Source organism: Streptomyces sp. NPDC042371 (assembly GCF_056437465.1).
On the sequence record NZ_JBWKAP010000002.1, the window covers coordinates 402,794 to 429,282 of the forward strand.

Here is a 26,489-nt window from a genome sequence, read left to right on the forward strand (position 1 = left end):
GCCTCGCAAGGTTGAGCGCGGTACGGCCGGAATGCGGCCTAGTACCAGCTGTTCGCCTGCCAGAAGCTCCAGGCTCCGCACGGGCTTCCGTAGCGGTCGTTCATGTAGTTGAGGCCCCACTTGATCTGTGTGGCCGGGTTGGTCTGCCAGTCGGAACCGGCCGAGGCCATCTTGGAACCGGGCAGCGCCTGGACGAGGCCGTAGGCACCCGAAGAGGCGTTCGTCGCCTTGTAGTTCCACGTGGACTCGTGGTTGACGATGTTGCTGAAGCACTGGAACTGATCCCCGGGGATCATCTGCCGTGCCATCGCCTGGACCTGAGAGACCGTGTAAGAGCCCTGGGGCGCGAAGCTGGAGGCGTCGCGGCTGGAGGAGCGGCTGGCCTTGGTCTCGGCCTTCTTCTCCTCACGCTCCTTCTTGTCCGCGGCCTTCTGCGCGGCCTCGGCCTTCTCCGCGGCCTGCTGCTTCTCGATCGCCGAGGCGGCGGCCTGCTTGCGGGCCTCCTCCGCGGCGGTCTTCTTCGCGGCGGTGTCGGCGGCCATGGCCTGCGCGTCGGCCTGCTGCGTCAGGGACGCGGTCTGGACCTGGGCCTGCTGGCCCGCGGGTATGTCTGCGAGGAGCGTCGCGTCGCTTGCCGCTGCCTCGAGGTCGTTCGTGTTCGAGGGCTGGGTGTCGCCCGAGGCAACACCCACGACAGCGCCGACGGTGGTGACCGCGGTGGCAGAAGCCACGGCGAATCCCCGGACCGAAATCCGGCTCACACGGTTTCCTTCCAGCATCGCCCGCATAGGTGACCTCGCGGACGCAATCGTGCCCCTGGCGCTGGCCTCCGCTGTTGATCGGTCACGGGAGGCACGGACCCGGTGGACAACTCCCGTGGTGGGAGCGCCGCGTGGTGCTCGGGCGGCATGCGACGGTCACTATGAAGTTCTGTGGTGCTCGAGTTGTCGTACCGCTGGGGGTACACGTGTGTCGCATGCGGGGCCTGACAGGACCCAGACTCTGCCCCAGCTCGACACCGCAAGGCAATTCTCCGTTGCGTGGGAAAGCTCACACCTCGTTTGCCCCAGGAGTTTTTCGGAAACAGGGGTGCAGCAAGACGCCGCCCGGCTAGGCTCCTTCGCTTTGCCGGACGGCGTCTCGTGTGGTGCAACTGCCCTGAACTACCTCAGATGTGACCGTCCTCCAGCATTTCGGTCACCAGGGCCGCGATCTGCGACCGCTCCGAGCGCGTGAGCGTGACGTGCGCGAAGAGCGGATGCCCCTTCAGCTTCTCGACGACGGCGACCACCCCGTCGTACCGCCCCACGCGGAGGTTGTCGCGCTGGGCCACGTCATGGGTCAGTACGACCCGGGAGTTCGCCCCGATTCGGGACAGAACGGTCAACAGGACGTTCCGCTCCAGGGATTGCGCCTCGTCCACGATCACGAACGCGTCGTGCAGCGAGCGCCCGCGGATGTGGGTGAGCGGGAGCACTTCGAGCATCCCGCGCGCGGTGACCTCCTCGATGACCTCCTTGCCCGCCACCGAGCCGAGCGTGTCGAAGACCGCCTGCGCCCAAGGGCCCATCTTCTCGGCCTCGGTGCCGGGCAGATAGCCGAGCTCCTGCCCGCCCACCGCGTACAGCGGCCGGAAGACCATCACCTTCTTGTGCTGCCTGCGCTCCAGGACGGCCTCCAGGCCCGCGCAGAGCGCCAGCGCCGACTTGCCGGTGCCCGCGCGGCCGCCCATCGAGACGATGCCGACGTCCGGGTCGAGGAGCAGATCGAGCGCGACCCGCTGCTCCGCGCTCCGCCCCTTCAGCCCGAAGGCCTCCCGGTCGCCGCGCACGAGCCGGACGTTGCCCTCGGCCGTGACGCGGCCGAGGGCCTTGCCACGCTCCGACTGGATGGTGAGGCCGGTGTGGACCGGCAGCTCCGCGGCCTCCGGGACGTACAGCGTGTCTTCCTCGAAGAGGAGGTCGACCTGCTCACCGGAGAGGGTCAGTTCGGACATTCCGGTCCAGCCGGAGTCCGTGATGGCGAGCTCCGCCCGGTACTCCTCGGCGAGGAGACCGACCGACGACGCCTTGATTCTGAGCGGCAGGTCCTTGGACACGACCGTGACGTCGTACCCCTCCGCCTGGAGATTGCGTGCTACGGCGAGAATCCGTGAGTCGTTGTCCCCCAACCGGTAGCCGGCCGGGAGCACGCCGGGATCGGAGTGGTTGAGCTCGACGCGCAGCGAGCCGCCCAGGTCCCCGATGGGGATCGGGGCGTCCAGGCGGCCGTGCCGGATGCGGAAGTCGTCCAGCAGGCGCAGGGCCTGCCGGGCGAAGTAGCCGAGCTCCGGATGGTGCCGCTTGGCCTCCAACTCCGTCACCACGACGACCGGCAGCACGACTTCGTGCTCGTCGAAGCGGGTCAGGGCGTTCGGGTCGGCCAGCAGGACGCTGGTGTCGAGAACGTAGGTGCGCCTGTCGGGCATGCGGCGCTTTGTGCTGGTCACCACGGAAGGACGTACCCCCTCGGATGAGGTCGGGGAGCGACGGGAGGGATACCGGGGACGATCCGGCGGGCGTGAACCGGACCGGTCGCGGGCCGCGATGCGCGGGCCGAGCACCGGCCCTCCACGTCGCCCGCGCTGCTCACACGGTCGTCCTGGTGCAAAGGGCCTCCCGGGCGGACGGCTCATGCCGCCCGCTGAGATACGACGTCCCTGTCGGATACTGCTCGGACGTCGACCTGGAAGGGGTATTCCCTCGAACATGCGCAGCCATGCCAGGGCATATGACGACGCGTTGGTTAACTCTGGGTTGCCCCGACCTCAGGGGCGCTGTGGAGTCATCCCCCGTAACGGCGGTGGCGGGCCGCGTAATCACGCAGCGCACGCAGGAAATCGACCTTTCGGAAGGCCGGCCAGAAGACTTCGCAGAAGTAGTACTCGGAGTGAGCGGACTGCCAGAGCATGAATCCGGAGAGACGCTGCTCACCACTCGTTCGGATCACCAGATCGGGGTCCGGCTGGCCGCTGGTATAGAGGTGCTTGGAGATCTGGTCGATGTCGACGTTCTCCGCGACCTCCTCCAGGCTGACGCCGTTCTCCGCCCGCTCCAGGAGCAGTGAGCGGACCGCGTCGGCGATCTCCTGGCGGCCTCCGTAGCCGACGGCGACGTTGACCAGTATTCCGGTGTTGGTGCGGGTCGCCTCTTCCGCTTCCTTCATCACCATCTGGGTGTGGGCGGGCAGCAGGTCGAGCGCGCCGACGTGGTGCACGCGCCAGCGGCCGTCGGCGACGAGCGAGCGGACGGTGGCCTCGATGATGCCGAGGAGCGGCTTCATCTCGTCCTCGGGCCGGTCGAAGTTGTCGGTCGAGAGCATCCACAGTGTGACGACTTCGACATCCGTCTCGGCGCACCAGCCGAGGAACTCCTCGATCTTGTGTGCGCCCGCCTGGTGGCCCTCTGCGGTGGTCCCGCCCGCGGCCTTCGCCCAGCGGCGGTTGCCGTCGAGGATGACCCCGATGTGCTTGGGCACCTGGTCGTGGTCGAGGCGGCCTTCCACCCGGCGTGCGTAAAGTCCGTACACCAGGTCGCGCAGGTTCACGTGTGTCAGCCTCCAGCAGATGGCGATCCTCAAGGGGTGCGCCCAGAGCAACCCCGAGGGCGACACCCTACCGCCGCTCAAGCGTCCCTCCACAGTCGGGGGCTAGGCTGCTGAAGTAGCTTCGTACCCATGAACGACACGTCTATGTATCGCGCGGCACAGGACCGGTACGACTCGATGGAGTACCGGCGTACGGGCCGCAGCGGCCTGAAGCTGCCCGCCGTCTCGCTCGGTCTCTGGCACAACTTCGGCGACGACAAGGCTCTCGACACGCAGCGCGCGATCCTGCGCCGCGCCTTCGACCTGGGCGTCACCCACTTCGACCTGGCGAACAACTACGGTCCCCCGCCCGGCTCGGCGGAGCTCAACTTCGGCAAGCTCTTCGCCCAGGACTTCGCCGCCCACCGCGACGAGCTGGTCATCTCGACCAAGGCGGGCTACCTCATGCACCCCGGCCCGTACGGCGAGTGGGGCAGCCGCAAGTACCTGCTCTCGTCGCTCGACGCCTCCCTGGAGCGGATGGGTCTCGACTACGTAGACATCTTCTACTCCCACCGCTTCGACCCGGACACCCCGCTCGAGGAGACGATGGGTGCCCTCGCCTCCGCCGTGCGGCAGGGCAAGGCGCTCTACGTAGGCGTGTCGTCGTACAACAGCGAGCAGACCGCCGAAGCGGCCCGCCTGCTGCGGGAGATGGGCGTTCCCGCGCTCATCCACCAGCCGTCGTACTCGATGATCAACCGCTGGACCGAGGACGACGGGCTGCTCGACACCCTGGAGGCGGCCGGTATGGGCTGCATCTCCTTCGTGCCGCTCGCCCAGGGCCTGCTCACGAACAAGTACCTGAAGGGCATTCCGGAGGGCTCGCGCGCGACGCAGGGCAAGTCCCTCGACCCGGGGCTCCTGAGCGACGAGGTCGTACGCCGCCTCAACGGCCTGAACGACATCGCGGCGGACCGCGGCCAGTCCCTGGCCCAGCTCGCGCTCAACTGGGTGCTCCGCGACGAGCGGATGACCTCCGCGCTGATCGGCGCCTCCAGCGTCAAACAGCTTGAGGAGAACGTGGCGGCGCTCGCGGGCCCGAAGCTGACGGACGCCGAGCTGTCCGCGATCGACACGTTCGCGGTGTCGACGCCCGGCACCAACATCTGGGCCGGGCGGGGCTGACCCGGCGGGCCGACGCGAGAGAGCCCCGGGCCGGATGTGTTCCGGCCCGGGGCTCTTCGCTGTCCGGATGTCCGGGCCTGTCGCGCGCCGCCCGGATGCTTCGCGCTCCGTCAGACGCGCGGGCGCTTGAACCACGCGCCCGCGGCGCTCTGCGAGAGCAGGATCACCGTGGCGATGGCGCCGAGCAGCGGCAGCAGGCCGCCCGGGTTGCCCGAGGCCGCGCCGCCGAGCCCGAAGAGGATCTGCACGCTCATCAGGACGATGCACGTGACGCGGATGCCGTGGCCCGCGGTGCCGAAGCGGAAGGCCATGCCGGCCGCGACCAGGAGGCAGATGTTCACGCCGAGCGCGGCGCCCGCGGTCTCCGGGTTGGAGATGGCTATCAGGAGGATGCTGCCGAGGACGGTGAGACCGGCGAGCACCCAGATGACGATCTGCGCGGCGCGGACGACGCCGGGCATCCGCGGCGGACCCATCGGGCCCTGCCCGTAGCCATAGGCCTGTCCGTAGCCCTGCCCATATGCGGATGCGGGGTCCTGGGCGGGACCGTTGTACGTGGGGAGGCCGGGCTGGGGCGGCTGGCCGGGCTGGGAGCCGGGGTGCGGCGGCTGGCCGGGCTGGGGAGCGGAGGGCGGGGGGAATTGGTTCGACATGTCCCTGACGATAACCGGATGTCGATCTTCCGGTGACGTCCGGATCCTTCGCGCCCGTGGCACAAAAAATCGGGCCGGTCCGTGGGGGGGAGACGGACCGGCCCGAGGGGGGGTTTCCACCATAACCCTTCGTAAGTGCTGCTGGGTGCATTGGCGCCCGACAACTACTCTCCGAGACCGGCCGACGACTGCGCGATCCCGTTCTACCGGCGGAATTACGGGTTCGAGGGCGTTTTTCGGCCGGGCGAGTCGGTAACCCCCAAGAGGGACCCCTCCGGGGACGCGTGCTTGACGTCCCGGGCTGCCGGGCCGCTAACTTCGCGGGCATGGCGACGATGACGGTGTCCGCTCCCCCGCCGGCCTCCGGGCCGACACTCCCCTCGGAGACCCCGGCGGCCATCCCTCTGGAGATCGCGGACTCGGCGCGGGCGCGACGGAGGGGACTGCTCGGGCGCACGGGCGTGTCGGGGGCGCTTCTGCTGACTCCGGCGCGCGGCGTGCACACCGTGCGGATGCGGTTCGCCATTGATGTGGCGCATCTCGACCGCGGGTGGCGCGTGCTGTCCGTCCGGACGATGCGTCCCGGGCGCCTCGGGCTGCCGCGATTGCGGGCCAGGCACGTGATCGAGGCGGAGGCCGGGGCGATGGCCCGGTGGGGCGTGCGCCGGGGTGCGCGGATCGTCGTGGGCGACACCGGGAGGGGTGCGGAGTGACGGCTCGCGGTGCCGCGCGGCCCCCTCCACCGCGCGGCACCGCACGCGCGATTTGCTCACGCGAATTAGCCTTGGTCTGAACTTACGTGACGCCCGGAGGCGAAACGAGCCAGTATTGATAACGATGCGGAATCGTGGATTCAGTTTCGAGGGTTATGTCCCGCGTATGTCGCGGTACGAGGCATGAGCCCGCTTCGACCGTCACACCCTGATTGAAGAGTTAAGCGGCGCTATCGGCTTTGCCGTCGGGCCCGCCGTCGGCTGCGGCCTTGTTCGCCATCACCTGTTGCATGTGCTGGTCCCCCCACAGCCCCAGGGGCATCAGGGCCGTATTGAGGGACTCGCCGAGGGCGGTCAGCGAGTACTCGACCTTCGGCGGCACCTCGCGATGGACCTCGCGGTGCACGACGCCGTCGGACTCCAGCTCCCGCAGCTGCTGGCTCAGCACCTTCTCGCTGACACCGACGATGTGCCGCCTGAGCTCGCCGAAGCGCAGGGTCGTGTCCGCGTGCAGCGCCCAGAGGATCATCGGCTTCCACTTGCCGCCGACGACGTCCACCGCGGCTTCCAGCCCGCAGGCGTACGGCTCTCTATCCTTGGGCACGGTCAACTCCCCCAACCCGCAGGGCCACTTCCCCGATCACTCACGTGTTCGACACTACCGGCTTGCGGAGGTCGAACAGGTGCCGTGTGCTGTGGGCCACGAAGGGGCCTTCCGCCTGGATCCGGTCGTGCAGCTCGCGCAGCCGCGGCCGGTACGCCTCCACGGTGAAGCCCGGCACCATCCACACCACCTTGCGGAGGAAGTGGACGACCGCGCCGACGTCGTGGAACTCGATCCGCAGCCGCTCCACCTCGAGGTCCGCCACTTCGAGGCCCGCCGCCTCGGCCTCGGCGCGCTCCTGCTGCGGGTGCCGGGCGTTCCTGACGTCGTCCGGCTGCGGTCCGAGGAAGTACTCGACGACCTCGAAGACGCTGGCGGGCCCGACGTGCTGGGCGAAGTACGAACCGCCGGGGCGCAGCACGCGGGCGATCTCGTCGAAGTGGGCCTTGACCGGGTGGCGGCTCGTGACCAGGTCGAACGCGCCGTCGGCGAACGGCAGCGGCGCGTCCTCCGGCGACGCGACGACCGCGACGCCGCGCGGATGCAGCAGGGCGGTGGCCTTCGCGACGTTCGCGGGCCAGCCTTCCGTGGCGACGGCGAGCGGGGGCAGCGTGGCGGCGGAGGCCAGCACTTCGCCGCCGCCGGTCTGGATGTCGAGGCTCGCGGAGGCGGCGGCGAGACGGCCCGCCATGGCCTCGGCGTACCGCCAGGTGGGCCGTGCCTCGGTGGCCCGGCCCTCGAACCAGGAGAAGTCCCACCCTTCGGTGGGCGCGGCCTCGGCTTCGGATACGAGGTCTTCGAAGGTGCGGGGGGCCTGGCCCGTGTTGCTGTTCATGGGGCAATCGTGACATTGGGGGTGCGTGGGGCACATCTGAGTTTCGCCGAGGGGGGCGGTGCGGGCTGTCTGCGGGGGCGCAGACGCTCGCCGGTCCCGCCCTTCTCAGAGCGAGTCACCGGCCCCCGTGTCCGGGGCGTCCGCGGTATCCGAGGCGTCCGGGGTGTCCGGGGTGCCTGCCGCTCCGCGTGGGAACGAGACCTCGACGCGGCGGTTCTTCTTGCGGCCCTCCTCGGAGCCGTTGTCCGCGATCGGGTAGTCCTCGCTGTAGCCGCGCACGGAGAACGTGACGTCCGGGCCGAGGTAGCTCGCCAGCTTGTCGTGCACGGCTTCCGCGCGTTCGCGGGAGAGTTTCTTGCCGTGGCTGTAGGAGCCGAGGCTGTCCGTGAAGCCGAACACCCTGACGTCCGTGGCCTTCTGGTTCTCGGCCTCCTCCGCGATGGCCTGGATCCGGGCGTTCGCCTCCGGGTTCAGCTTCGAGCTGTCCTTGGGGAACAGGACCTCCGCCTGCAGCGCGAACTTCACGTCGGTGTTGGTGTCCTCGCGCCGCTCCTCGCCGCCGAGGTCCTCGACGACGGACTTGATGTCCAGCACCTTCGCGGGCGCGAGGGTCGCCCCGTCGGCAAGCTTGAGCCCCGGGCTGTTGGAGTCGACTTCGGGGGGTGGGGAGGTGGTGGTGCTGCCGGGTGGGGCGGAGGGGTCGTCGTCGGCGAGGGCCGGGGGCGCGAAGAGGACCAGGGTCGTGAGGGTGGCGGCGCCCGCGAGGCGGAGGTGGCGGGTCATGGGTCACTCGCCCTCGGAGATCTCGATGGGGGCGGGGGGCATCGAGCCAACCTGGAAGGTGACCTTGTCCGTTCCTTCCGGTGGGGCGGGGAACTGGGCGAACCAGCTTGCCGTCTCTCCCTGCTTCACGCGTCCGTTGAACTTGGTACACAGGCAACGGCCAGATGTATCCCTGAGGACGAGGTACTTCTTCTTGCCCTCGGTATCCACGAGAGCGGCACCTGACAGGGACCCTCCGTTGGAACGCAGCTCCCGTTCGTCACTGGCCCAGTTGGCGCCCATCCAGGACTGACTGCCGTTGTTCGTCACCGTTCCCGAGACAGTGACGAAGCCTCCCCCGTCCCGGGAAGCCGAAGTGATCCTTACGCCGACATCGCCGTCCTTGGTCTCCGCCAACACTTCATCGGTCGAGGGGGATCCGCCCTTCTCCGCTTCTTCATCTCCACGGTCCTTCTCCGCTGATGACGAACGCCCGGCCTTTGCGGGCTTATCGTCATCTCCCCCACCGCCGCAGCCGACGACCGTGAGGACCAGCCCAGTCGTGATCGCCACAGCGGTCATTGCCCTGCGGGTCGTCGCGGTACGCCGAATCTCCATCGCTACGGCTCCCCTCTTGTCGATCGCTTGTCAGTCGGCCAAATGCACGGAGAAGAGAGCGGACGCATCGGGGAGGTCCCCCAGTTCGAAGTCGTCCGGATCGATCTCGAAGGATTCGCCGCCATCACACGTGAGCTCCACGGGCTTTGCCGGATCGGCCGAATCAGGGATGTCACAGCGAGGTCTGATGACGGCCGTGGCTTCGGCCTTCGCGTGCTTCGACTCGGTGCCCGGGATGATCGAGTCGCCGACGGTGTACGCGGTCTCGATCTTCGCCCAGAAGCCCGGGAAGCCGTTTACCTGATCAGGCCCGAAGCCGATAACGGTCGAGTCGTTCTCGGCGGCCAGGGCATCCGCGGCATCCCGAGCACTCACGCCGGTGAACTTGTCACCCGTGAGCCAGTCCAGCCAGCCGTCATCCTTACCTATGGACAGTTCCAACCCGTCCATGAGTTCGTCCCTGGCATCCTGCGCGGCAGCCAATGCGGCTGCGTCAGCGGCTGATTGAGCGCCGTTGCGCGCGGAAGCGGCCTGGGCGAAGGCAAAGAAGGCGAACGCGACGAAGAGCAGAATGCCCGTCAACCAGATGTAGATGGGAAGAGTCTGCCCTCGGTCACTCTTCAGGCATTCGGCTGTCAGCCGCCGACAACGTCGTCGACCGCGTCCCCGATGGCGCTGGAGATCACGCCGTCCAGTCCGAGCTGGTCGATCAGCGTGAAGATCCCCGCAATAAGAATCATCAGCCCCGCATACTCCACAAACCCCGCCCCCGCATCCCGGTCCTTCCCCCGGACCCGGGACGTCACGGAGACCGTCCAGTCGACCCAGACTCTGAGCACGCGTTCCTTCAGCACGACGGCCCCTTCTCTCCCACCCGATACCGCGCCCTTTGTGGTCAGAGGCAACGTACGCCACACGGCGTGCATCGGCAGCAACTCTGCGCAACGCAAGCGGTATCAGGGGTGCCCGAACCGCAAGTTGGCGGGTTCTCTTCCCCCTCGTTGAGATCACCATGCACGAAGTCCCCTCACGCGAACCGTGAACTCAGCCCTGACTGTCCCACATCGAGTTGCATCCGCGAAGAGCTTTCGCGAAGTCGTTCTTCTCAACGGCCCAGAATCGAGCCGAAGTCGGATCCGGAGCCGAGGAACATACCGGCGGCGATGAGGATCATCGTGGCCGGGAGCATGAAGACCAGGGTCACCATCGTGGCCTTGGGGATCGTCTTCGCCGCCCTGCGGCGGGAGTTCTGCGCGTCCGTGCGGCGCATGTCCGTGGCGAGCTGGATCAGCGTGTCCGCGATCGGGGAGCCCAGCTCCTCGCCCTGCTGGAGCGCGGAGACGAACTGGGCGACCTGCTCGGACGCGTTGCGGCGGCGCAGGTCGTCGAAGGCCTGGCGGCGGCTGACTCCCATGTCCATCTGGCGCAGGGTGATGCGGAGTTCGTCCGCCCACGGGCCCGCGTACCGCTCCGCGACCCGGTCCAGTGCCTGGCGGAAGCCGAGGCCCGCGGAGACGACGACCGCGAGGACGTCGAGGAAGTCGGGCAGCGTGCGGTCGATGACCTCGCGGCGTTCACGGATCGCCTGCCAGATCAGCGCGTCCGCCGCGACCGCCCCGAAGGCGAGGGTGAGCAGGCCGAAGAGCGGGGAGCCGTTGGTGAGGAAGACGAGGCCGAGGACGAGGCCGAAGACGCCGTAGACCGCCCGCCGTGCCGCGTAGCGGTCTATCGTCAGGCCGCCCGGGTTGCCCGCCATGTCGATCCTGCGGCGCTTGGCGTCGACGCGTTTCGGGCCCATCAGGCGCAGGACCACGGGCGCGAAGCGCATGCCGAGGCGGTCCACCGCGGAGCCCGCCACCGAGACTCGGGTCGCGCCGACCTCCAGGGCCACGGCCAGGTCGGAGGGCAGCTTCGCGTCCGCGCGGTACATGCGGATGCCCTGACAGACCCCGGCCACGGCCAGGCCCATCGCGGCCGCGAGGAGCAGACTCAGCACGGTCACTCCCTCCTAGACTTCGATCTTGCCCAGGCGGCGGATCACGAAGAATCCGACGCCGTACAGGCCCAGCGAGATCAGGATCAGCGTCTGGCCCAGCGGTGAACCCGTCACCCGCTCCAGCGCCCCCTCGTTCGAGGAGTTGATGAGGAGCAGGGAGCCGAGGCCGAGCAGCGGGACCGTGAAGGCCGTGGCGTGGACCTCCGACAGCATCGTGCGGACCTCGCGCCGGGTCTCCTTCCTGTCCTCCAGGGTCTGGGTGAGGTTGCGCAGGGAGTTGACCACCGTGCCGCCCGCCTTGTTGGACAGGACGAGGGTCGTGACGAGGACTATCAGTTCGCGGGACGGGAGGCGTTCGGCCAGTTCGCCGAGGGTGTCGTCGATGGAGCGGCCCAGGGTCAACTGGTCGGCCACGTGGGACAGTTCCTCGCCTGCGGGGGCTTCCAGTTCCTCCGCCGCCATCGCGAGCGACGTACGCAGGGCCAGGCCCGCCGCCGTCGCGTTGGCCAGGATGCGGGCCACGTCGGGGAGTTGGTTGATGAACGCCTCGATGCGCTTCTGGCGCTGCCAGTTGAGGAAGGCCGCCGCGCCCCACACGGCGACGCCGCCCGCGATCGGGCCGAAGAAGGGGGCGAGGGTCGCGGCCGCGACCAGCCAGAGGCCCGCGACGACCGCGACGACGTAGGTGAAGAACTCCCCCGCCGTGAGGTCGAGTCCCGTCGCGGACAGGCGCAGGTGGATCGCCCGGCCCAGGCGGGTGCGGCGCAGACGGCGGTCGACGGCGGCGAAGCGGCGGGAGTGGGCGGGCGGGCCGCCGTCCCCCGTGCCGGGGCCGAGCGCGAGGCGGTCCACCAGGGCCTGGCGCTGGGCGCGGCCGGACGCGTACGTGTGGACGCCCGCGACCGCGAGCGTGCCCGTCAGGATGGTGGCGCCCAGGGCGAGGAGGGCGGGGTTGTTCATCCGATCGCTTCCCTCGTGTTCATGACGTCGATGGCCTCCGCCACGCCGAACGCCGGAGGCACCGGTTCGTTCGCGACGTACAGCTTGTCGGCGATCTCGCGCGGCAGCGGCAGATGCTCGAAGTAGCCGTGCACGACGCGGTCGGCGCCGAGCGGGCGCGGCACGAAGCGGGAGACCGGCACGATGCGGAAGTGCTGGCGGCCGTGGGAGACGAGCAGCACGATCTCGGCGACCTTGCGGGAGCCGTCGCCGTGCCTGGCGAGCTGGATGACGACGTCGACGGCCGAGTTGATCTGGTCCTTCAGTGCCTCGAAGGGGATCTGGACCTCTGACATGGAGCCGAGGGTCTGCAGGCGCATCAGGGCGTCCTCCGCCGTGTTCGCGTGGACGGTGGCGAGCGAGCCGTCGTGGCCCGTGGACATGGCCTGGAGCATGTCGAGCGTCTCACCGCCGCGGACCTCGCCGACGATGATGCGGTCGGGGCGCATGCGCAGGGAGTTCCTGACCAGGTCGCGGATGGTGATCTGGCCCTTGCCCTCGACGTTGGGCGGCCGGGATTCGAGGCGGATCACGTGGTCCTGCTGGAGCTGGAGCTCCGCCGAGTCCTCGATGGTGATGATGCGTTCGTGGGCCGGGATCAGGCCGGAGAGCGCATTGAGCAGGGTCGTCTTGCCGGTGCCCGTACCGCCGCTGACGATGAGGTTGAAGCGGGCGCGCACGAACGCGGAGAGCAGCATCAGCATGTGCTCGTCGAGGGAGCCGAGGCCGATGAGTTCGGGGAGCGTGTAGGCGCGCGGGAAGCGGCGGATCGTGAGGGTGGCGCCGGTCAGGGCGAGCGGCGGGATGATCACGTTGACGCGCTCGCCGGTGGGCAGACGGGCGTCGACCATGGGGTTCGACTCGTCGACGCGGCGGTTGACGGTGGAGACGATGCGTTCGATCGTCTGCATCAGCTGGTCGTTCGAGGCGAACCGGAGGGGGAGCTGTTCGACGCGGCCCGCGCGCTCCACGAAGATCGAGTCGGGGCCGTTGACCATGATCTCCGTGATGGAGGTGTCGGCGAGGAGCGGTTCCAGCACGCCGAGTCCGAGGGCCTCGTCGACGACGCGGCGGATCAGCTGGGCGCGCTCGGAGGTGGAGAGGACGGGGCCTTCGCGGCTGATGATGTGGCCGAGGACGCGCTCCAGGCGGACGCGGCGGTCCGCGGCCGTGAGCGACGACATCTCGGCGAGGTCGATCTCCTCCAGGAGCTTGGAGCGATAGACGGCGACGAGGCCGTCGTCGCGGCTCGGCTCGGTCTGGTGGGTCGGGGCCACGCGGTCGCGCAGACTCATGTCGTCCTTCAACCTCCTTCGGGGGTACGAGGGATCGTGGGCGGGGCAGTCGGGTCAGTCGGTGTCCGCCGCGTCGTCGTTCGGCATCGTGGCCTCCTTGGTCACGCTCCAGTCCGTGTCCACGAAGGGCAGCAGCGTCGGGACCTGCACCTCCACGGTCGCTGTCGTCGTGGCGCCGCCCTTGCTGACGCCGACGAACGCGGTGAGGCCGCTGTCCATGGCGGCGCTGCCCGCGGCCTCGCCGGAGTCGCCCTGCGAGGCCGCGCGGGCCGCCGCACGGGCGCCGGAGCCCGCCTGGTTGGCCGCGTAGCCGACCAGGCCGAGCTGGATCGTGGCGAGGCCGATGAGCAGCAGGATCGGCAGGAACCCGGCGAACTCCAGCATGGAGACGCCCTGGTCGCCCCAGCGGCGACGGCGACGATGACGGTGACTGCGACGAGGACCACCTCGTATCCGTGACCGGCTCACCCGTCCTCCCCTTCCTTGGCCGCCCCCGCCTCCCCGTCCACGTGCCATCCCGCGTCGAAGCCCGGGAAGAACACCGGTACGTCCACCGAGACGTGGGCCTTCCACACCGCGCCCTCGTCCGTGCAGGCCACCGCCGCGTCCTGCCACGCGCCGGGCAGGTGCTTCTGGGCGGCATCCGAGCAGGCCCCCGCCGCTCCCTCGCCCGCCGCATAGGCCGCGGTGGCCGCCCTGGCCGCCTCGTCCGCCGCGTTTCCCGCGAGGGAGTACGTGTAGCCGTACAGCGCGCACTGCCAGAGGATCGCCATGACCACGAGCAGCAGCGGGAACATCCCGGCGAATTCGAGCGTGACCGCGCCCCGGTCGCCGCTCGCCGCCTTCCTCCGCAGGGCGAGCCCGCCCCGCTTCCCGCCCGCGGCCGCCGCGTCCGGGTCGACCAGGCCCAGTTCGCCCGCGAGGCCCCACAGGGCCTGCTTCACGGAGGAGCGGCTGTCGAGGTCCTGCATGCGGCCCGCGTCGACCGCGGCCTGCAGCTCCTTGAAGCAGGCGGGCACGGTGCCGCGGGCCGTCCTGGTGCCGGTGACGCGTTCGACGAGGGCGGGCTGGATCTCGGCGCCCTTGCCGTGCCGGTTGACGACGGTGACGGTCTCCTCGGCCTTGCGGATCTGCAGCCGGTCCCAGAGGCGCACCATGCGCTTGGCGGCGCGGACGGCGACGACGTCGGGGGTGACGAGCAGCAGCGCCTGGTCGGCGAGTTCGACCGCGGTGGCGCCCGCCGCGGTGACGTAGGCGCCGCAGTCGACGATCACGATGTCGTAGCGGGCGCGCAGGGCGCCGATGGTCTGGCGGGCGACGCGGTCGGTGATCTCTTCGCCGCGCTCCCCGTCGGCGGGGGCGAGGAGCAGGCCGATGCCGGTCTCGTGGGTGTAGACGGCGTCCTGGAGGATGCGGGGCGTGATGTCGGTGATGGCGGCCAGGTCGGCGATGGAGCGGCGGAACTGCACGTCGAGGTAGGAGGCGACGTCCCCGGACTGCAGGTCGAGGTCGAGGAGGGCGACGGAGCGGCCCGACGCCTGGGCGGCGAGGGCGAGCTGGACGGCGGTGAGGGTCGTGCCGACGCCGCCCTTGGCGCCGCTGACCGTGACGACGGTGCCCGCGCCGGTGGGCCCGGCGCCGCCGCCCCCGTACAGCTCGAGGCCGCCGTTTCCGCTGCCCAGGTGCCGCCGCATCCCGGTGGACCAGGCGGCGGCTGCCTGGACGCGTTCGGCGAGGGCGTCGTAGGCGAGCGGGAGGCCGACGATGCCGCGGGCGCCGGAGTCCATGGCGGCGGTGAGGAGCCCGGGGCTGGTGTCGGCGGTGATCAGGACGACGCCGACCGCGGGGAAGCGCAGGACGAGATCGCGGATGAGGTCGAGGGCGGGGACGGGGCCGATGCGCTCGTGGACGAGGACGACCTCGGGCAGTTCGTCGACGGACTCGGCGGCGAGCCGCGCGAGGGTGTCGAGGAGCGCCGTGGAGTCGCCGACGGGCAGCGCGGGTTCGGTGTCGGGCAGCTGGCCGGTGAGGGTGGACAGTGCGCGGGCCGCGTCGATGTCGCCGACGGCGGGGAGGATCCGAGTGGTCATACGGTGCCCTCCTACTTGTCCTCGTCGAGGGTGTACGTCCGGTCCCTGGGCGGCACGGTCGCGTCGCCGCCTGCACCGACCAGGGCGAGCCGGACGTGGGTGGCGAACGACTCGGCGTACGCGACGCGCTGGGCGTCGGCGGTGCCGAGGGCGAAGGTGATCGGGACCGCTTCCATGGCCCTGCGGCGCGTGCGGTCGTCCTGATCGGGTTCGAGCGGGGTCAGCTTGCCGACGTCGAGCACCTTGGCGCCCTCCACGATGACTTTGGACTGGTCCTCCGCCTTGTCGGTCTCCCCCTTGAAGGTGGCGTAGATGTTGACCTTCGAGCCGGGTGTGATCTTGCCCGCGACGCCGGTCGCGGCGTCGATCATGATGGCGATCTCCTGCTGGCCAGGCCCTAGTTCGGGCCGTCCGACGATCATGTCTGACTGCAGCAGCGAGCCCTTGCGCAGCTGGGTGACGGCGATCTTGCCGCGGATCTCGCGGAGGTCGGTGACGGCGTTGTCGGACAGCCACCGCTCGGGCATCTCGACCTTCTCGAACTGTTCGGCGGTCAGCTCCTTGTAGGGCGCGATGTCGCCCTTGAGCTTGTACGCGGGGACCTCGGGGCCCACCTTCGAGTTCGCGTCGCGGATCACCGAGAGGACGCCCGCGAACGCGCCCAACGCGCACAGGACCGAAAGGACCAGCAGGATGACGCCGCGGCGCTGGCGTGAGTTCATGGGCCGGACTACCTCGATCGAGAGCGAATGGCTACGGACAGTGAGCGGGGTGGCGCACGTGCGGTCGTCGGTCGCGTACGAGAAGCGGAAGCTGAGGCGGGCGGCCCGGCCTAGGTCGCGCCGCGGGGCAGGGCGGTCGTCCCGGGCGCGGAGCCCGTACCGGCCGGGCGGAGCCGGTGGCTCGGGGGGACGAGGGCGCGCACCGGCTGCGCGGGGCGCTCGCCGGGCGGCGGCAGGGGCGCCGCGCAGAACGCGCAGCGGTCACCGATGAGTTCGAGGCCGCACCAGTGGCAGTCGTCGCGGCGCACGGAGGACACCAGCTGGTAGAGGACGGAGATGTCCGGGATGGCCGCGGCGAACTCGACGAGCTTGCCGGTGGCCCACCAGCGTTCGGACTCGGCGGGCAGCCGGGCCTCGGTGACCTCCTGGGATTTCCACGCGGGAGCGAGGGTGCCGGTCACCCAGTCGGGGGCGAGGCGGCCCGTGGCGTAGAGCAGCCGCGTGCCGAATCCGGGGCCCTCCAGGTGGACTTCCTCGCCGCCCGACACCTTCACGAGCTCGGGCCGGGGCGTGGCGAGGACCGCGAACTGGGTGCCGGGCATCCAGGACTTGGCGTGCGACTGGAGGCTGACGTCGATCCGGTCGCGGTCGAGCCTGGCGACGGAGCCGAGCAGGGCGCCCGCGTGGATGTAGTGGGACAGGAGGCGGGCGGCGGAGGCCAGGACGCCGGGGCTGAAGTCGCAGACCGACAACTGCCGCAGCTGGAGCGCGAGTACGGCCAGGCCGAGCGGCGGTAGGTCGGAGCGGACGATGGCGATGCGGTCGCTCTCCAGGACGGAGCGGACGGCGTGCAGCCGCTGGGCGACGGAGGCGGGCGCGGAGGACGGGCACAGCGCGATCACGTAGCCGTGGTGCTCGATGAGGGTGTGCATTTCCGTGAGCGCCTGGTCCAGGGAGTACGTCCGCGGGGACTGCACGGCGGACTGGAGGACGGCGGCCGACGGGGTGTGCCGGTCGGGTGACGGCAGCACGAGATCGGGGCCGGTGACGGCTATGGCGGTCGGCAACGCGTACACCCCCGGTGGTCGTGCACTCCTGCCTCAGCACCATATCCACGTCATGGTCGCCTCAACACCCAACTTCGCACTGTTCATGTGGAGGTGGGAACGGGTCGGCGGGAACCAAGTGGTGCTTGAGCCCTTGACAACTCAATTGGTCTGGACCAGCTTGTACGACCAAGCAAGGCAGCGGTGGCCACCGTTCCGAAGTACTTCTCCCCCCACCGGAGGCAGTAGTGGACCGCACACGCAGGAGAAGGACCGGTGCTCTCACCGGCGCCGTCGCCGCCCTCACCCTCGCCCTGACCGGCCTGTCCGGCCCGTTGACCGTCGGCACCGCGAGCGCCGCCGACGCCGGGACGCGTGCCGTGCCCAAGCACGCGGTGACCGGCTACTGGCAGAACTTCAACAACGGTGCCCAGGTGCAGAAGCTGGGCGACGTGCAGGACGAGTACGACATCATCGCGGTGTCCTTCGCGGACGCCACCGGCACGCCCGGTGAGGTCACCTTCAACCTCGACTCGGCGGGTCTCGGCGGCTACACCGTCGACCAGTTCAAGGCCGACATCAAGGCCAAGCAGGCGGCGGGCAAGTCCGTGATCATCTCGGTCGGCGGCGAGAAGGGCGCGGTGTCGGTCAACGACGCGGCGTCCGCGAACGCCTTCGCCGACTCCGTGCACAAGCTCATGCAGGAGTACGGCTTCGACGGCGTCGACATCGACCTGGAGAACGGCGTCAACTCCACGTACATGTCGCAGGCGCTCAAGTCGCTCTCGGGCAAGGCCGGTTCGGGTCTCGTCCTGACGATGGCGCCGCAGACCATCGACATGCAGTCCACGTCGACCGAGTACTTCAAGACCGCGCTCGCCGTGAAGGACATCCTCACGGTCGTCAACATGCAGTACTACAACAGCGGTTCGATGCTCGGCTGCGACGGCAAGGTCTACAGCCAGGGCTCGGTCGACTTCCTGACCGGGCTCGCCTGCATCCAGCTGGAGGGCGGCCTCGCGCCGTCGCAGGTCGGCATCGGGGTCCCCGCGTCGTCGAGCGCGGCCGGTGGCGGATACGTGGCGCCGGACGTCGTGAACAACGCCCTGGACTGTCTGGCGAAGGGCACGGGCTGCGGCTCCTTCAAGCCGTCCAAGACCTACCCCGACATCCGGGGCGCGATGACCTGGTCCACCAACTGGGACGCCTCTTCGGGCAGCGCCTGGTCCAAGTCGGTGGGCGCGCACGTGCACGGCCTGCCGTAGCCGGAGCACGACGGATACGGACAGCGGCGCCTCCGCTCCCCCGGAGGCGCCGCTGTCGATCACTGTCGGCCCGGATCGGAATCGGGCCGGGTCAGAAGGTGACTCCCGCCCACAGCAGCTTGTGGTCGGAGTGGAGCGCGTCCGTGGCGTCGGCCCAGTCGACGTGCGTCGACATCGGCACGAAGAGGTAGTCGATCTTCTTGTTGTCGCCCGCCATCGTGGCCTCGCCGTCCCGGCACCACAGGAACACCGGGAAGGGCGAGCCTCCGATCACGTCACCCCAGTGCGGGTTGTTGCCGCAGTGGCTGTCGGCCTCCTTGAACTGGCCGAGCGCGCCCCGCCCGTAGTCGGAGTGGTAGAAGTTGTCCGGCGCCTGGTGCAGCGGCTCGGCATTGAGGTCGCCGCCCAGGAACTTCGTGTATCCGGCGTACGTGGTGTCCAGGATCTCCCTGGCCCGGGCGGACTCCTTGCGGCGTTCGGACTTGCTGTCATGGGTGAGGTGCACGCTGCACAGGGCGAGCTGCCGGGCGGGAGCGGTCATGCAGAGCATCTCGCGCTGCTCCCGGTCCGCCGAGGTGCCCAGGCTGTGGCCGACGAGCGTCGAGGTGTCGAAGCCCAGGTCGCTGCGGACGAGGAGCCCGTTGCCGAAGTCCGTGCGCTGGTCGTCCGGCACGCCCACCGGGTGGTAGCACTTGGTGTTCGGCCCGCCCGCGCTCCTCGTCACCGGGTCGAACAGCACCTGGTACTCGCCGCCCAGCTGCGACTGCAGCCGGTTCGACCAGTCCGCGCAGGCCTCGTTCAGCGTCATGAAGGCGGGCTTGCGGTCCTGGACGCTGCGCACCAGGGCGTCCGGCGCCTCGTCGCCGTCGTCGCCGTGCTGGGCGTTGCCGCCCGCCATGTTGAACTGCCCGATGGTGTACGACGCCGCGGCGGCCGGGGCGGTGCCGGGGTCGGCCGGGTCCGCGGAGGCGGTCGGTCCGGCCCACAGCAGAGCGCTGCCGAGCAGCGCGGCGAGCGAGACGAGCGTACGTGCCGGGCGGAACGTCCTTCTGGTGGCTCTCGTACTGGTGGCTCTCGTACTGGTGGCTCTCGTGGTCATGGTCTCCCCCGTTCGCCCGGCTGAACGGCAGCCGGGCTTGAGTGGGCCATGACAGTACTGAGGCCGCCCGGCGGGGACAGCCCCCGGAACCGAGGTTGTCCGAACCCGCCCCCCGGAACGTCCACGTCCCCCCGGTACCGGGGAGCGACGTCTCGGCCGGGGGGCAACGGCTCAGAAGATGCCGCCCCAGTCCAGGTCGATGATCTGCTTGACGCAGAGGATCAGGAACAGCAGGCCCGCGGCGGCCAGCATGACGTTGCTGAGCCAGCCGTTGCGCCACTGCCCCGGCGTGCGCGAGGAGTTGAGCAGCCAGAGCAGCGTCAGGGCCAGGAACGGCATGAAGAACGCGCCGAGCACGCCGTAGGCGATGACGAGGCCGAACGGCTCGTCGAGGAAGAGCAGGCCCATCGGCGGGAAGGTCAGCCAGAGCAGGTACGCACGGAACGGCGCCGACTTCTCGCGCTTGCCTGCCGCGACCTCCTCGACCATGTCCCCCCGGGCCGCGGCGTCACCGGAGCCGCCGCGCTCGCGCCGCAGCCGCTCCACGAAGTCCGCGAACATCAGGCTCACGCCGTGCCACACGCCCATCAGGGCGCCGAAGGACGTGGCGAAGAAGCCGATGAGGAAGAGGTCGGCGGTGACCGCGCCGAACTTGTCCTCCAGGACCTTGCCGAGGTCGATGAGGCCCCGGTCGCCGGAGTTGAGGGCGACGTTGGTGGAGTGCAGGAGCTCGGCGCCGATGATCATCATCGCGACGACGAAGACGCCGGTCGTGATGTACGCGACGCGGTTGTCGAGCCGCATCACCTTGAGCCAGCTGATGTCGGTCCAGCCCTTGGAGTTCACCCAGTAGCCGTACGCGGCCATGGTGATGGTGCCGCCGACGCCGCCGATCAGGCCGAGCGTGTAGAGCAGCGAGCCGTCGGGCAGGGCGGGGACGAGGCCCGCGAAGGCGTTGCCGAGGTCGGGGGCGACGCGGATCGCGACGTACACGACGATCAGGAACTTCATGCCGATGACGACCGTCATGGCCTTCTCGAAGACCGCGTACCGGTTGAACCAGACGAAGGCGAGGCCGAGCAGGCCGCAGAGGACCGCCCAGGTCTTCAGGCTCGGTCCGTCCGGGAAGAGCGCGACCAGCGGCAGGGCGCTGGACGACATGGCCGTGGCCCCGTACACGAAGCCCCAGATGACGACATAGACCGCGAAGTAGTACGTGGTCCACTGGCCGAGGCTGCGCCAGCCCTCGAAGAGAGTGCGTCCGGTGGCCAGATGCCAGCGGCCGGTCGCCTCGGCGAGGGAGATCTTCACCAGACAGCCGATGATCGCGGCCCACAGCAGGGTGTAGCCGAATTTGCTGCCCGCGATCAGGGTCGCGACGAGGTCGCCCGCGCCCACTCCGGTGGCCGCGACGACGATGCCCGGACCGACGTACTTCCAGCTCGCCTTGCGGAGCCGAGGTTCCGCTTCGTCGGCGGTGATGCCACTGCCTGTGCTTTCAGCCATGCCGATCAAGAAAGCGCATCACGGTCCCGGACACAAGAGGTTGGCCAAAGACTGCGTTGACCGGTGCATGCCATGCGTCGACGATGGGCCCGCAACCCGCACGTCCGCACGGCACACCCGCACGGTGCACCCGCACGTCGCACCCGCACGTGACGACAGCCCCGCACGTCGCACTGAACAACCCCCCACCCCTGAGGAGACTTCATGCGACTCCGCATACGCGGCAGGAGATCCGCGGCCCTCGCGACCCTTCTCGCCCTGGCCGTGGCGGCCCCCCTGACCGCCAACGCCTCGACAGGACAGGCCGACCCGGCCCCCCGCAGCGCGGCGACCGCCGCCGACGAAGACACGCGCCAGTACGAGATCCCCCTGCGCGACGACCGCGCAGCGCGCACCGCCCTCGCCCGCACCGGCGTCTCGATCGACGAGGTCGACGCCCGCGCGGTGGTCGTCTCGGCGAACGCGACCGAGGCGGCGGCGCTCCGGAAGGCGGGCTACGAGCTCAAGCCGCTCGCCGGGCCCCCGAAGCGGACGAACGGCCAGGAGGTGAAGGTCAAGGACTTCCCGCCCGCCGACGCCAGGTACCACAACTACGCCGAGATGAACGCGGAGATCGACCAGCGCATCGCGGCGTACCCGGGCCTGATGACGAAGAAGGTCATCGGCAAGTCGTACTCCGGCAGGGACATCGTCGCCATCAAGATCAGCGACAACATCGGCACCGACGAGGCCGAGCCGGAAGTCCTCTTCACCCACCACCAGCACGCCCGCGAGCACCTGACGGTCGAGATGGCGCTGTACCTGCTCCGCGAACTCGGCGCGGGCTACGGCTCCGACGCGCGCATCAAGAAGATGGTGGACTCGCGCGAGATCTGGATCGTCCCGGACATGAACCCGGACGGCGGCGAGTACGACATCGCGACCGGCTCCTACCGCAGCTGGCGGCTGAACCGGCAGCCCAACTCCAACGGCCGCACCGGCACCGACCTGAACCGCAACTGGGACTACAAGTGGGGCTGCTGCGGCGGCTCCTCGGGCACGCCCGGGTCCGAGACCTACCGGGGATCGGCCGCCGAGTCGGCACCCGAGGTGAAGGTCGTCTCCAACTTCGTGCGCAGCCGCGTCGTCGGCGGCAAGCAGCAGATCAAGGCCGCGATCGACTTCCACACGTACAGCGAACTGGTCCTGTGGCCGTACGGCTACACGTACAACGACACGGCTCCCGGCCTGACCCAGGACGACCGTGACGCGCACGCCGCCGTCGGAAAGAAGATGGCCGCGAGCAACGGCTACACGCCCGAGCAGTCCAGTGACCTCTACATCACGGACGGCACGATCGACGACTGGCTGTGGGGCAACCAGAAGATCTTCAGCTACACCTTCGAGATGTACCCGCGGTCCGGCGGCGGCGGCTTCTACCCGCCCGACGAGGTGATCGAGCGCGAGACGTCCAGGAACCGGGACGCGGTGCTCCAGCTCCTGGAGAACTCCGACTGCATGTACCGGTCCATCGGCAAGGAGCAGCAGTACTGCGCGAGTTGACGCTCGCGGCAGCGCGGCCCCGGGCCCACACAGGGGTCCGGGGCCGCGGCACGCCTTGGGCCGGGCCTAGTAGAAGGCGTCCTTGCCGATGCCCGCCGAGAGCCCGTCGTACATGATCTTCGCCTCGCCGAGGCACAGGTTCCGCGCGGCACTGCCCTCTGGATAGTTGTCGATGCAGGCGGCCCGCAGCTGATGCCAGAGGCGCTCGTCGAGCCACGCCTTGGTCTCCGGGACCGGACTCAGCCTGAGTCCGGTGGCGCCGTGGTTGCCGTAGTTGCGGTAGCCGAAGTCATGCTGAGCACAGGCCTCGTAGAAGACGCCGTCCGGCCACCACGTGCAGCCGTCGGTCTCCCAGTCGAACGGTGGGATGTGGTCGTGATTGATGAAGTCGAGCCTGCTGAGGCCCATGATGCGGTCGGCCTCGCCGCGGACGTCGGCGGCGGTCACGGAGACGGTCCCGGCCCTCGCGTACGCCTCCCCCGGCAGCGCGGCGACCGAGAGCAGGGCGGTCAGGACGGTGGCACAGAGTCTGCTTCGCAGGTTGCGGACGCGCATGCGGCGGCTCCAGACGGGACATGGGGGCGACCGGCGACCGCCGGTCGCCCCCATGCTGGGTGCGGCATCCACACCCCGACGGCAAACACGCTGCCGCGTCACCCGCCCGGTCCCTGCCACATCGTTTCGCCACGCCCCCGGCATACGGCACCGTCTGCCGTGCTGCCCCCCCTGCTTCCGCATCGGCACCGGCGATCTAGCGCCGCGGCCCCTTGGTGCAGGTCCGGTCGTCGGCGGGGAGCTTGCCGGTGGCCAGGTAGCGGTTGACCTTGTTGTCGACGCAGACGTTCTCGTAGAGGCCGTAGACCGCGTGCCGGTTGGCGTCCTCGACGGTGATCAGCCTGGAGCTCGGGAGCTGGTCGTGCAGGGCGACGGCACCCTTGTGCGGGGTGCGCGGGTCACCGGTGGCGGACACGATCAGCGCCTTGGCGTCGTGCTTCACCTGGGTGGGCCGCTCGCGGGGCCGGTCCCAGAAGGCGCACGGGCCGATGTTGTTGTTCACCGCGCCGAAGCGCGGGTACGCGGCGCGGCTGCGCCGGATGTCGCGCCAGTAGACCTCGGGGTCGCGCGGTGCGGCCACGTCCCCGCAGATGACCGCGGTCTGCGAGCTGCCCATGTTCGACTGGTCGCCGGTCGTCGCGAGCCGCAGGAGCCCGGCGAACTGCGGTGAGAGCTCGGTCGGCGGCTGTCCGGCCGCGGCCTTCGCCAGGACGGACACCTGCTCGCCGAGGGACGCCCGGGAGGTGTCGGTGTCGCTGTCGAGCCCGGCGAGGAGGACGAACGGGACCTGGGTGTCGTCGAGTCGGAAGGCGTCCGGGGCGGTGCCGACGGTCAGCGGGCCGCGCGAGGACTTCTTGATGACCCGGTCGACGGTGGCGAGGACCTGGGCGCGGGTGCGGCCGAGTCCGTAGGTGTCGTCGCGGGCGGCGGCCCACGCGGCCCAGTCGGCGAGCGCCCGCTCGTTCTCGCCGACGGCCTCCCGCAGCAGCCGGGGGCCGAACTTGCGCGGGTCGATGGCGCCGTCAAGGACCATGCGGTCGGTACGGCCGGGGAACATCTGGGTGTATACGGTGCCGAGGTAAGTGCCGTACGAATAGCCGAAGTAGGAGATCTTCTTCTCGCCGAGCGCGCCGCGGATGACGTCCATGTCGCGGGCCGTGTTGCGGGTGCTCACGTGCGGCAGTACGTCGGCGTTGGTGGCGCGGCACTTGGCGGCCAGGCCCTTGTGGAGGTCGACCTGGCGCTCGAAGCTCGCCCGGCCGAGACCCGCCGAGAAGAGCGTGGTGCCGACGTTCCAGCCGCAGTCCAGCGGGGTGCTGCGGCCGACGAAGCGCGGGTCGAAGCCGACGATGTCGTACCGCGGGCCCGTCTTCTTCATCCACGCGTGGAATTCCGGCGGGGACTGGACGGCGCCGTTGCCGGGCCCGCCGTTGTTGAGCAGCATCGAACCGACGCGGTGGCGGGTGTCGGTGGCCTTGAGCCGGGATATCGCGACGGTGACCGTGCGGCCCTTGGGCTTGGAGTAGTCGAGCGGCACGGTGACGTCCGCGCACCGCACACCGGCCCCGTCCAGATCGCGGCCCATGGCGTCGTCCGGGCCCTTGGCGCAGTCGCCCCAGCTCAGCCGCTGGTCGTAGTAACGGTCCAGTCCGGTACCGGACTTCGACGCGGCAGGGGTCGCCGTGGCGGTCGCGGCGGGTGCCGCGCCGAGGCAGGCGGCGAGGGCGAGGCCCAGGGCCGGGATCCGTATGTGTCTCATACCGTCAGACGCTAAGCGGAGCGACTACCCCCACTCACTACGGCTGTCCCCCCACTCTCGAGGGGGGCAACCCCAGCTCCCCCTACACGAAGAGACTCACCACGCCCGCGACCGCGAACCCGGCCACCGAAAGCACCGACTCCAGAACCGTCCACGTCTTCAACGTGTCCCGCTCGCTGATGCCGAAGTACTTGGCGACCATCCAGAACCCGCCGTCGTTGACGTGCGAGGCGAAGATGGAGCCCGCCGAGATCGCCATGATGACCAGGGCCACGAACGCCTGGGAGTAGTCGCCCTCGGAGAGGAGGGGCGCGACGATGCCTGCCGTCGTGACGATCGCGACCGTCGCCGAGCCCTGGGCGACGCGCAGGATCAGGGAGAGCAGGTAGGCCAGGACGATGATGGGGAGGCCCACGTCCTGGAAGGTGTCCGAGATGGCGGCGGCCACGCCGCTCGCCTTCAGGACCGCGCCGAAGATCCCGCCCGCGCCGACCACCAGGAGGATGTTGCCGACCGGCTTGAGGGACGAAGTCGACACGGTCTCCAGGGACTTGCGGGACCAGCCGCGCCGGATGCCCAGCAGGTAGTACGCCATCAGCAGGGCGATCGTCAGGGCGACGAAGGGGCTGCCGAAGAACTCGATGACCGAGCGGAAGGTGGAGGGGTCGAAGGCGATCGAGGAGAACGTGGCGAGGAGGATCAGGACCAGCGGCGTGCCGATGATCGTGAAGACGATGCCCAGCGGCACCGGCTTCTCCTGTGGGGCCACACCGGCCGCGCTCTGCTCGGCGACGACCGCCGCCTTGGCCTCGTCGGCGGCCTCGACCATGTCCTGCGGCACGGGCACGAAGATGCGCTTGCCGATCCACGCGGAGTAGACCCAGGCGGCGAGGACGGCCGGGATGCCGCAGACGATGCCCATGAGGATGACCCAGCCGAGGTCGACCTTCAGCAGGCCCGCCGCGGCCACCGGGCCGGGGTGCGGGGGCAGGAACGCATGGGTCATGGAGAGACCCGCGAGCAGGGGGAGGCAGTAGAGGAGGATCGACTTGCCGGAGCGCTTGGCGGCGGCGTAGACGATCGGTGCGAGGACGAAGATGCCGACGTCGAAGAAGACGGGGACACCGAAGATCAGACCCGTCAGGCCCATGGCCAGGGGGGCGCGCTTCTCGCCGAAGAGGCCGAGGAGGCGGGAGGCGAGGACCTCGGCGCCGCCGGACACCTCCAGGATCGCGCCGAGCATCGTGCCGAGGCCGATGATGATCGCCACATGGCCGAGGATCCCGCCCATGCCCGATTCGATGACCGAGACGGCGTCGGACTTCTGGACGGTGCCGAAGAGTTCGGTGACGGAGAGCCCGGCCGAGAGGCCGACGGCTATGGAGACCGCCAGGAGCGCCACGAAGGGCTGCAGCCTGACCTTGATGATCAGGAAGAGCAGAAGCAGGATGCCGAGCGCGGCGACGGTCAGCAGACCGGCCGTGCCGTCGATCAGGGCGAGGAAGCCGCCGGTGTGCGGTGGCGTCTCGGCGGCGGGGGCAGCCGCGAGCACGGCGGTGTGGGACGGGGACATCGTTGACCTCGTAAGTGCATGGGACTTTCGGAGCAGGGGGGATCGCGGCACGGCGCCCCGGGGAGAGGCGCCGCGCCGTGACGACGTACGGCTTGCTGGTGGAGA

The 26,489-nt window shown here is 69.8% G+C and carries 26 protein-coding genes; 4 read left to right on the forward strand and 22 right to left on the reverse strand.

Going from position 1 to position 26,489, the window contains the following annotated elements; translation table 11 throughout:
- Positions 1-38: 38 nt before the first annotated feature.
- The 3 genes from AC068B_RS07480 to AC068B_RS07490 all read right to left on the reverse strand — a co-directional run bounded on the left by AC068B_RS07480 (position 39) and on the right by AC068B_RS07490 (position 3,585).
- Positions 39-761 (reverse strand): aggregation-promoting factor C-terminal-like domain-containing protein, encoded by a 723-nt coding sequence (locus AC068B_RS07480; protein ID WP_478669661.1) that lies wholly within the window; start codon positions 759-761, stop codon positions 39-41.
- 407 nt (positions 762-1,168) lie between these two features.
- Positions 1,169-2,491, reverse strand: a complete 1,323-nt coding sequence (locus tag AC068B_RS07485) for a PhoH family protein (RefSeq protein ID WP_478669662.1) — start codon at positions 2,489-2,491, stop codon at positions 1,169-1,171.
- Between the two features lie 332 nt (positions 2,492-2,823).
- Positions 2,824-3,585, reverse strand: coding sequence for an isoprenyl transferase (locus AC068B_RS07490; RefSeq protein WP_468556532.1), 762 nt, complete (start codon positions 3,583-3,585; stop codon positions 2,824-2,826).
- 129 nt (positions 3,586-3,714) lie between these two features.
- Between AC068B_RS07490 and mgrA the strand changes: the two genes are divergently transcribed.
- The gene (gene mgrA / locus AC068B_RS07495; RefSeq protein ID WP_468556530.1) at positions 3,715-4,752 is read left to right on the forward strand and encodes an L-glyceraldehyde 3-phosphate reductase; all 1,038 of its coding nucleotides are present in this window, start codon (positions 3,715-3,717) and stop codon (positions 4,750-4,752) included.
- A 110-nt stretch (positions 4,753-4,862) separates the two neighbouring features.
- Here mgrA and AC068B_RS07500 read toward each other — a convergent pair whose 3' ends face one another.
- The gene (locus AC068B_RS07500; protein ID WP_478669663.1) at positions 4,863-5,405 is read right to left on the reverse strand and encodes a hypothetical protein; all 543 of its coding nucleotides are present in this window, start codon (positions 5,403-5,405) and stop codon (positions 4,863-4,865) included.
- 335 nt (positions 5,406-5,740) lie between these two features.
- On the opposite strand from AC068B_RS07500, the gene AC068B_RS07505 reads away from it, so the two are divergent.
- Positions 5,741-6,118, forward strand: a complete 378-nt coding sequence (locus AC068B_RS07505) for a DUF192 domain-containing protein (protein ID WP_478670280.1) — start codon at positions 5,741-5,743, stop codon at positions 6,116-6,118.
- Between the two features lie 220 nt (positions 6,119-6,338).
- Here the strand turns inward: AC068B_RS07505 and AC068B_RS07510 are convergent, their stop codons facing one another.
- From AC068B_RS07510 to AC068B_RS07570, 13 genes are all read right to left on the reverse strand, one after another.
- On the reverse strand, positions 6,339-6,722 hold the full coding sequence (locus AC068B_RS07510) for a winged helix-turn-helix transcriptional regulator (protein ID WP_478669664.1): 384 nt from the start codon (positions 6,720-6,722) through the stop codon (positions 6,339-6,341).
- 40 nt (positions 6,723-6,762) lie between these two features.
- The gene (locus tag AC068B_RS07515) at positions 6,763-7,557 is read right to left on the reverse strand and encodes a class I SAM-dependent methyltransferase (RefSeq protein ID WP_478669666.1); all 795 of its coding nucleotides are present in this window, start codon (positions 7,555-7,557) and stop codon (positions 6,763-6,765) included.
- Positions 7,558-7,662: 105 nt separating this feature from the next.
- Positions 7,663-8,340, reverse strand: coding sequence for an OmpA family protein (locus AC068B_RS07520; protein WP_478669667.1), 678 nt, complete (start codon positions 8,338-8,340; stop codon positions 7,663-7,665).
- Positions 8,341-8,343: 3 nt separating this feature from the next.
- Positions 8,344-8,937 (reverse strand): hypothetical protein, encoded by a 594-nt coding sequence (locus AC068B_RS07525; protein WP_478669668.1) that lies wholly within the window; start codon positions 8,935-8,937, stop codon positions 8,344-8,346.
- A gap of 30 nt (positions 8,938-8,967) precedes the next feature.
- Positions 8,968-9,519, reverse strand: a complete 552-nt coding sequence (locus AC068B_RS07530) for a pilus assembly protein TadG-related protein (RefSeq protein WP_478669670.1) — start codon at positions 9,517-9,519, stop codon at positions 8,968-8,970.
- A gap of 53 nt (positions 9,520-9,572) precedes the next feature.
- Positions 9,573-9,776: a hypothetical protein gene (locus AC068B_RS07535; protein ID WP_478670282.1), complete on the reverse strand. Its 204-nt coding sequence runs from the start codon at positions 9,774-9,776 to the stop codon at positions 9,573-9,575.
- A 266-nt stretch (positions 9,777-10,042) separates the two neighbouring features.
- On the reverse strand, positions 10,043-10,933 hold the full coding sequence (locus AC068B_RS07540) for a DUF5936 domain-containing protein (protein ID WP_478670285.1): 891 nt from the start codon (positions 10,931-10,933) through the stop codon (positions 10,043-10,045).
- Between the two features lie 12 nt (positions 10,934-10,945).
- A complete protein-coding gene (locus AC068B_RS07545; RefSeq protein WP_478669671.1) occupies positions 10,946-11,893 on the reverse strand; it encodes a type II secretion system F family protein in 948 nt (315 codons plus the stop codon).
- Entirely contained in the window at positions 11,890-13,227 is a 1,338-nt protein-coding gene (locus AC068B_RS07550; protein ID WP_478669672.1) for a CpaF family protein, read from the reverse strand. Before AC068B_RS07550 ends, AC068B_RS07545 begins: the two co-directional genes overlap by 4 nt.
- 54 nt (positions 13,228-13,281) lie before the next feature.
- Positions 13,282-13,611: a TadE/TadG family type IV pilus assembly protein gene (locus tag AC068B_RS07555; RefSeq protein WP_356250821.1), complete on the reverse strand. Its 330-nt coding sequence runs from the start codon at positions 13,609-13,611 to the stop codon at positions 13,282-13,284.
- 80 nt (positions 13,612-13,691) lie between these two features.
- Positions 13,692-15,317 (reverse strand): CpaE/TadZ family protein, encoded by a 1,626-nt coding sequence (locus AC068B_RS07560; RefSeq protein ID WP_478669674.1) that lies wholly within the window; start codon positions 15,315-15,317, stop codon positions 13,692-13,694.
- An 11-nt stretch (positions 15,318-15,328) separates the two neighbouring features.
- On the reverse strand, positions 15,329-16,039 hold the full coding sequence (gene cpaB, locus AC068B_RS07565; RefSeq protein WP_478669675.1) for a Flp pilus assembly protein CpaB: 711 nt from the start codon (positions 16,037-16,039) through the stop codon (positions 15,329-15,331).
- A 110-nt stretch (positions 16,040-16,149) separates the two neighbouring features.
- Positions 16,150-17,106 carry a hypothetical protein gene (locus AC068B_RS07570; protein ID WP_478669677.1) on the reverse strand — a complete coding sequence of 319 codons (957 nt, stop codon included), beginning with the start codon at positions 17,104-17,106 and terminating at the stop codon, positions 16,150-16,152.
- A 227-nt stretch (positions 17,107-17,333) separates the two neighbouring features.
- Between AC068B_RS07570 and AC068B_RS07575 the strand changes: the two genes are divergently transcribed.
- Entirely contained in the window at positions 17,334-18,350 is a 1,017-nt protein-coding gene (locus AC068B_RS07575) for a chitinase (protein WP_478669678.1), read from the forward strand.
- A 91-nt stretch (positions 18,351-18,441) separates the two neighbouring features.
- Here AC068B_RS07575 and AC068B_RS07580 read toward each other — a convergent pair whose 3' ends face one another.
- Complete coding sequence (locus AC068B_RS07580) at positions 18,442-19,449, reverse strand: endonuclease/exonuclease/phosphatase family protein (RefSeq protein ID WP_478669680.1); 1,008 nt, start codon at positions 19,447-19,449, stop codon at positions 18,442-18,444.
- Between the two features lie 171 nt (positions 19,450-19,620).
- Positions 19,621-20,955 carry an Nramp family divalent metal transporter gene (locus AC068B_RS07585; RefSeq protein ID WP_478669682.1) on the reverse strand — a complete coding sequence of 445 codons (1,335 nt, stop codon included), beginning with the start codon at positions 20,953-20,955 and terminating at the stop codon, positions 19,621-19,623.
- Positions 20,956-21,159: 204 nt separating this feature from the next.
- Here AC068B_RS07585 and AC068B_RS07590 point away from each other — a divergent pair, with 204 nt between their 5' ends.
- Positions 21,160-22,497, forward strand: a complete 1,338-nt coding sequence (locus AC068B_RS07590; protein ID WP_478669683.1) for a M14 family metallopeptidase — start codon at positions 21,160-21,162, stop codon at positions 22,495-22,497.
- A gap of 66 nt (positions 22,498-22,563) precedes the next feature.
- Here the strand turns inward: AC068B_RS07590 and AC068B_RS07595 are convergent, their stop codons facing one another.
- The 3 genes from AC068B_RS07595 to AC068B_RS07605 all read right to left on the reverse strand — a co-directional run bounded on the left by AC068B_RS07595 (position 22,564) and on the right by AC068B_RS07605 (position 26,384).
- Positions 22,564-23,052 (reverse strand): phospholipase A2, encoded by a 489-nt coding sequence (locus AC068B_RS07595; RefSeq protein WP_478669684.1) that lies wholly within the window; start codon positions 23,050-23,052, stop codon positions 22,564-22,566.
- 196 nt (positions 23,053-23,248) lie between these two features.
- Positions 23,249-24,811, reverse strand: coding sequence for an alpha/beta hydrolase (locus tag AC068B_RS07600; protein ID WP_478669686.1), 1,563 nt, complete (start codon positions 24,809-24,811; stop codon positions 23,249-23,251).
- Positions 24,812-24,893: 82 nt separating this feature from the next.
- A complete protein-coding gene (locus tag AC068B_RS07605) occupies positions 24,894-26,384 on the reverse strand; it encodes a GntP family permease (RefSeq protein WP_478669687.1) in 1,491 nt (496 codons plus the stop codon).
- Between the last annotated feature and the right edge of the window lie 105 nt (positions 26,385-26,489).

Excerpts from the sequence above, each read along its gene's own strand:
- AC068B_RS07560 (WP_478669674.1), bottom strand. The coding sequence starts at position 15,317 with ATGACCACTCGGATCCTCCCCGCCGTCGGCGACATCGACGCGGCCCGC.
- AC068B_RS07520 (WP_478669667.1), bottom strand. The coding sequence starts at position 8,340 with ATGACCCGCCACCTCCGCCTCGCGGGCGCCGCCACCCTCACGACCCTG.
- AC068B_RS07515 (WP_478669666.1), bottom strand. The coding sequence starts at position 7,557 with ATGAACAGCAACACGGGCCAGGCCCCCCGCACCTTCGAAGACCTCGTA.
- AC068B_RS07500 (WP_478669663.1), bottom strand. The coding sequence starts at position 5,405 with ATGTCGAACCAATTCCCCCCGCCCTCCGCTCCCCAGCCCGGCCAGCCG.
- AC068B_RS07595 (WP_478669684.1), bottom strand. The coding sequence starts at position 23,052 with ATGCGCGTCCGCAACCTGCGAAGCAGACTCTGTGCCACCGTCCTGACC.
- cpaB (WP_478669675.1), bottom strand. The coding sequence starts at position 16,039 with ATGAACTCACGCCAGCGCCGCGGCGTCATCCTGCTGGTCCTTTCGGTC.
- AC068B_RS07505 (WP_478670280.1), top strand. The coding sequence starts at position 5,741 with ATGACGGTGTCCGCTCCCCCGCCGGCCTCCGGGCCGACACTCCCCTCG.
- AC068B_RS07525 (WP_478669668.1), bottom strand. The coding sequence starts at position 8,937 with ATGGAGATTCGGCGTACCGCGACGACCCGCAGGGCAATGACCGCTGTG.
- AC068B_RS07600 (WP_478669686.1), bottom strand. The coding sequence starts at position 24,811 with ATGAGACACATACGGATCCCGGCCCTGGGCCTCGCCCTCGCCGCCTGC.
- mgrA (WP_468556530.1), top strand. The coding sequence starts at position 3,715 with ATGAACGACACGTCTATGTATCGCGCGGCACAGGACCGGTACGACTCG.
- AC068B_RS07550 (WP_478669672.1), bottom strand. The coding sequence starts at position 13,227 with ATGAGTCTGCGCGACCGCGTGGCCCCGACCCACCAGACCGAGCCGAGC.
- AC068B_RS07545 (WP_478669671.1), bottom strand. The coding sequence starts at position 11,893 with ATGAACAACCCCGCCCTCCTCGCCCTGGGCGCCACCATCCTGACGGGC.
- AC068B_RS07605 (WP_478669687.1), bottom strand. The coding sequence starts at position 26,384 with ATGTCCCCGTCCCACACCGCCGTGCTCGCGGCTGCCCCCGCCGCCGAG.
- AC068B_RS07555 (WP_356250821.1), bottom strand. The coding sequence starts at position 13,611 with ATGCTGGAGTTCGCCGGGTTCCTGCCGATCCTGCTGCTCATCGGCCTC.
- AC068B_RS07580 (WP_478669680.1), bottom strand. The coding sequence starts at position 19,449 with ATGACCACGAGAGCCACCAGTACGAGAGCCACCAGTACGAGAGCCACC.
- AC068B_RS07585 (WP_478669682.1), bottom strand. The coding sequence starts at position 20,955 with ATGGCTGAAAGCACAGGCAGTGGCATCACCGCCGACGAAGCGGAACCT.
- AC068B_RS07590 (WP_478669683.1), top strand. The coding sequence starts at position 21,160 with ATGCGACTCCGCATACGCGGCAGGAGATCCGCGGCCCTCGCGACCCTT.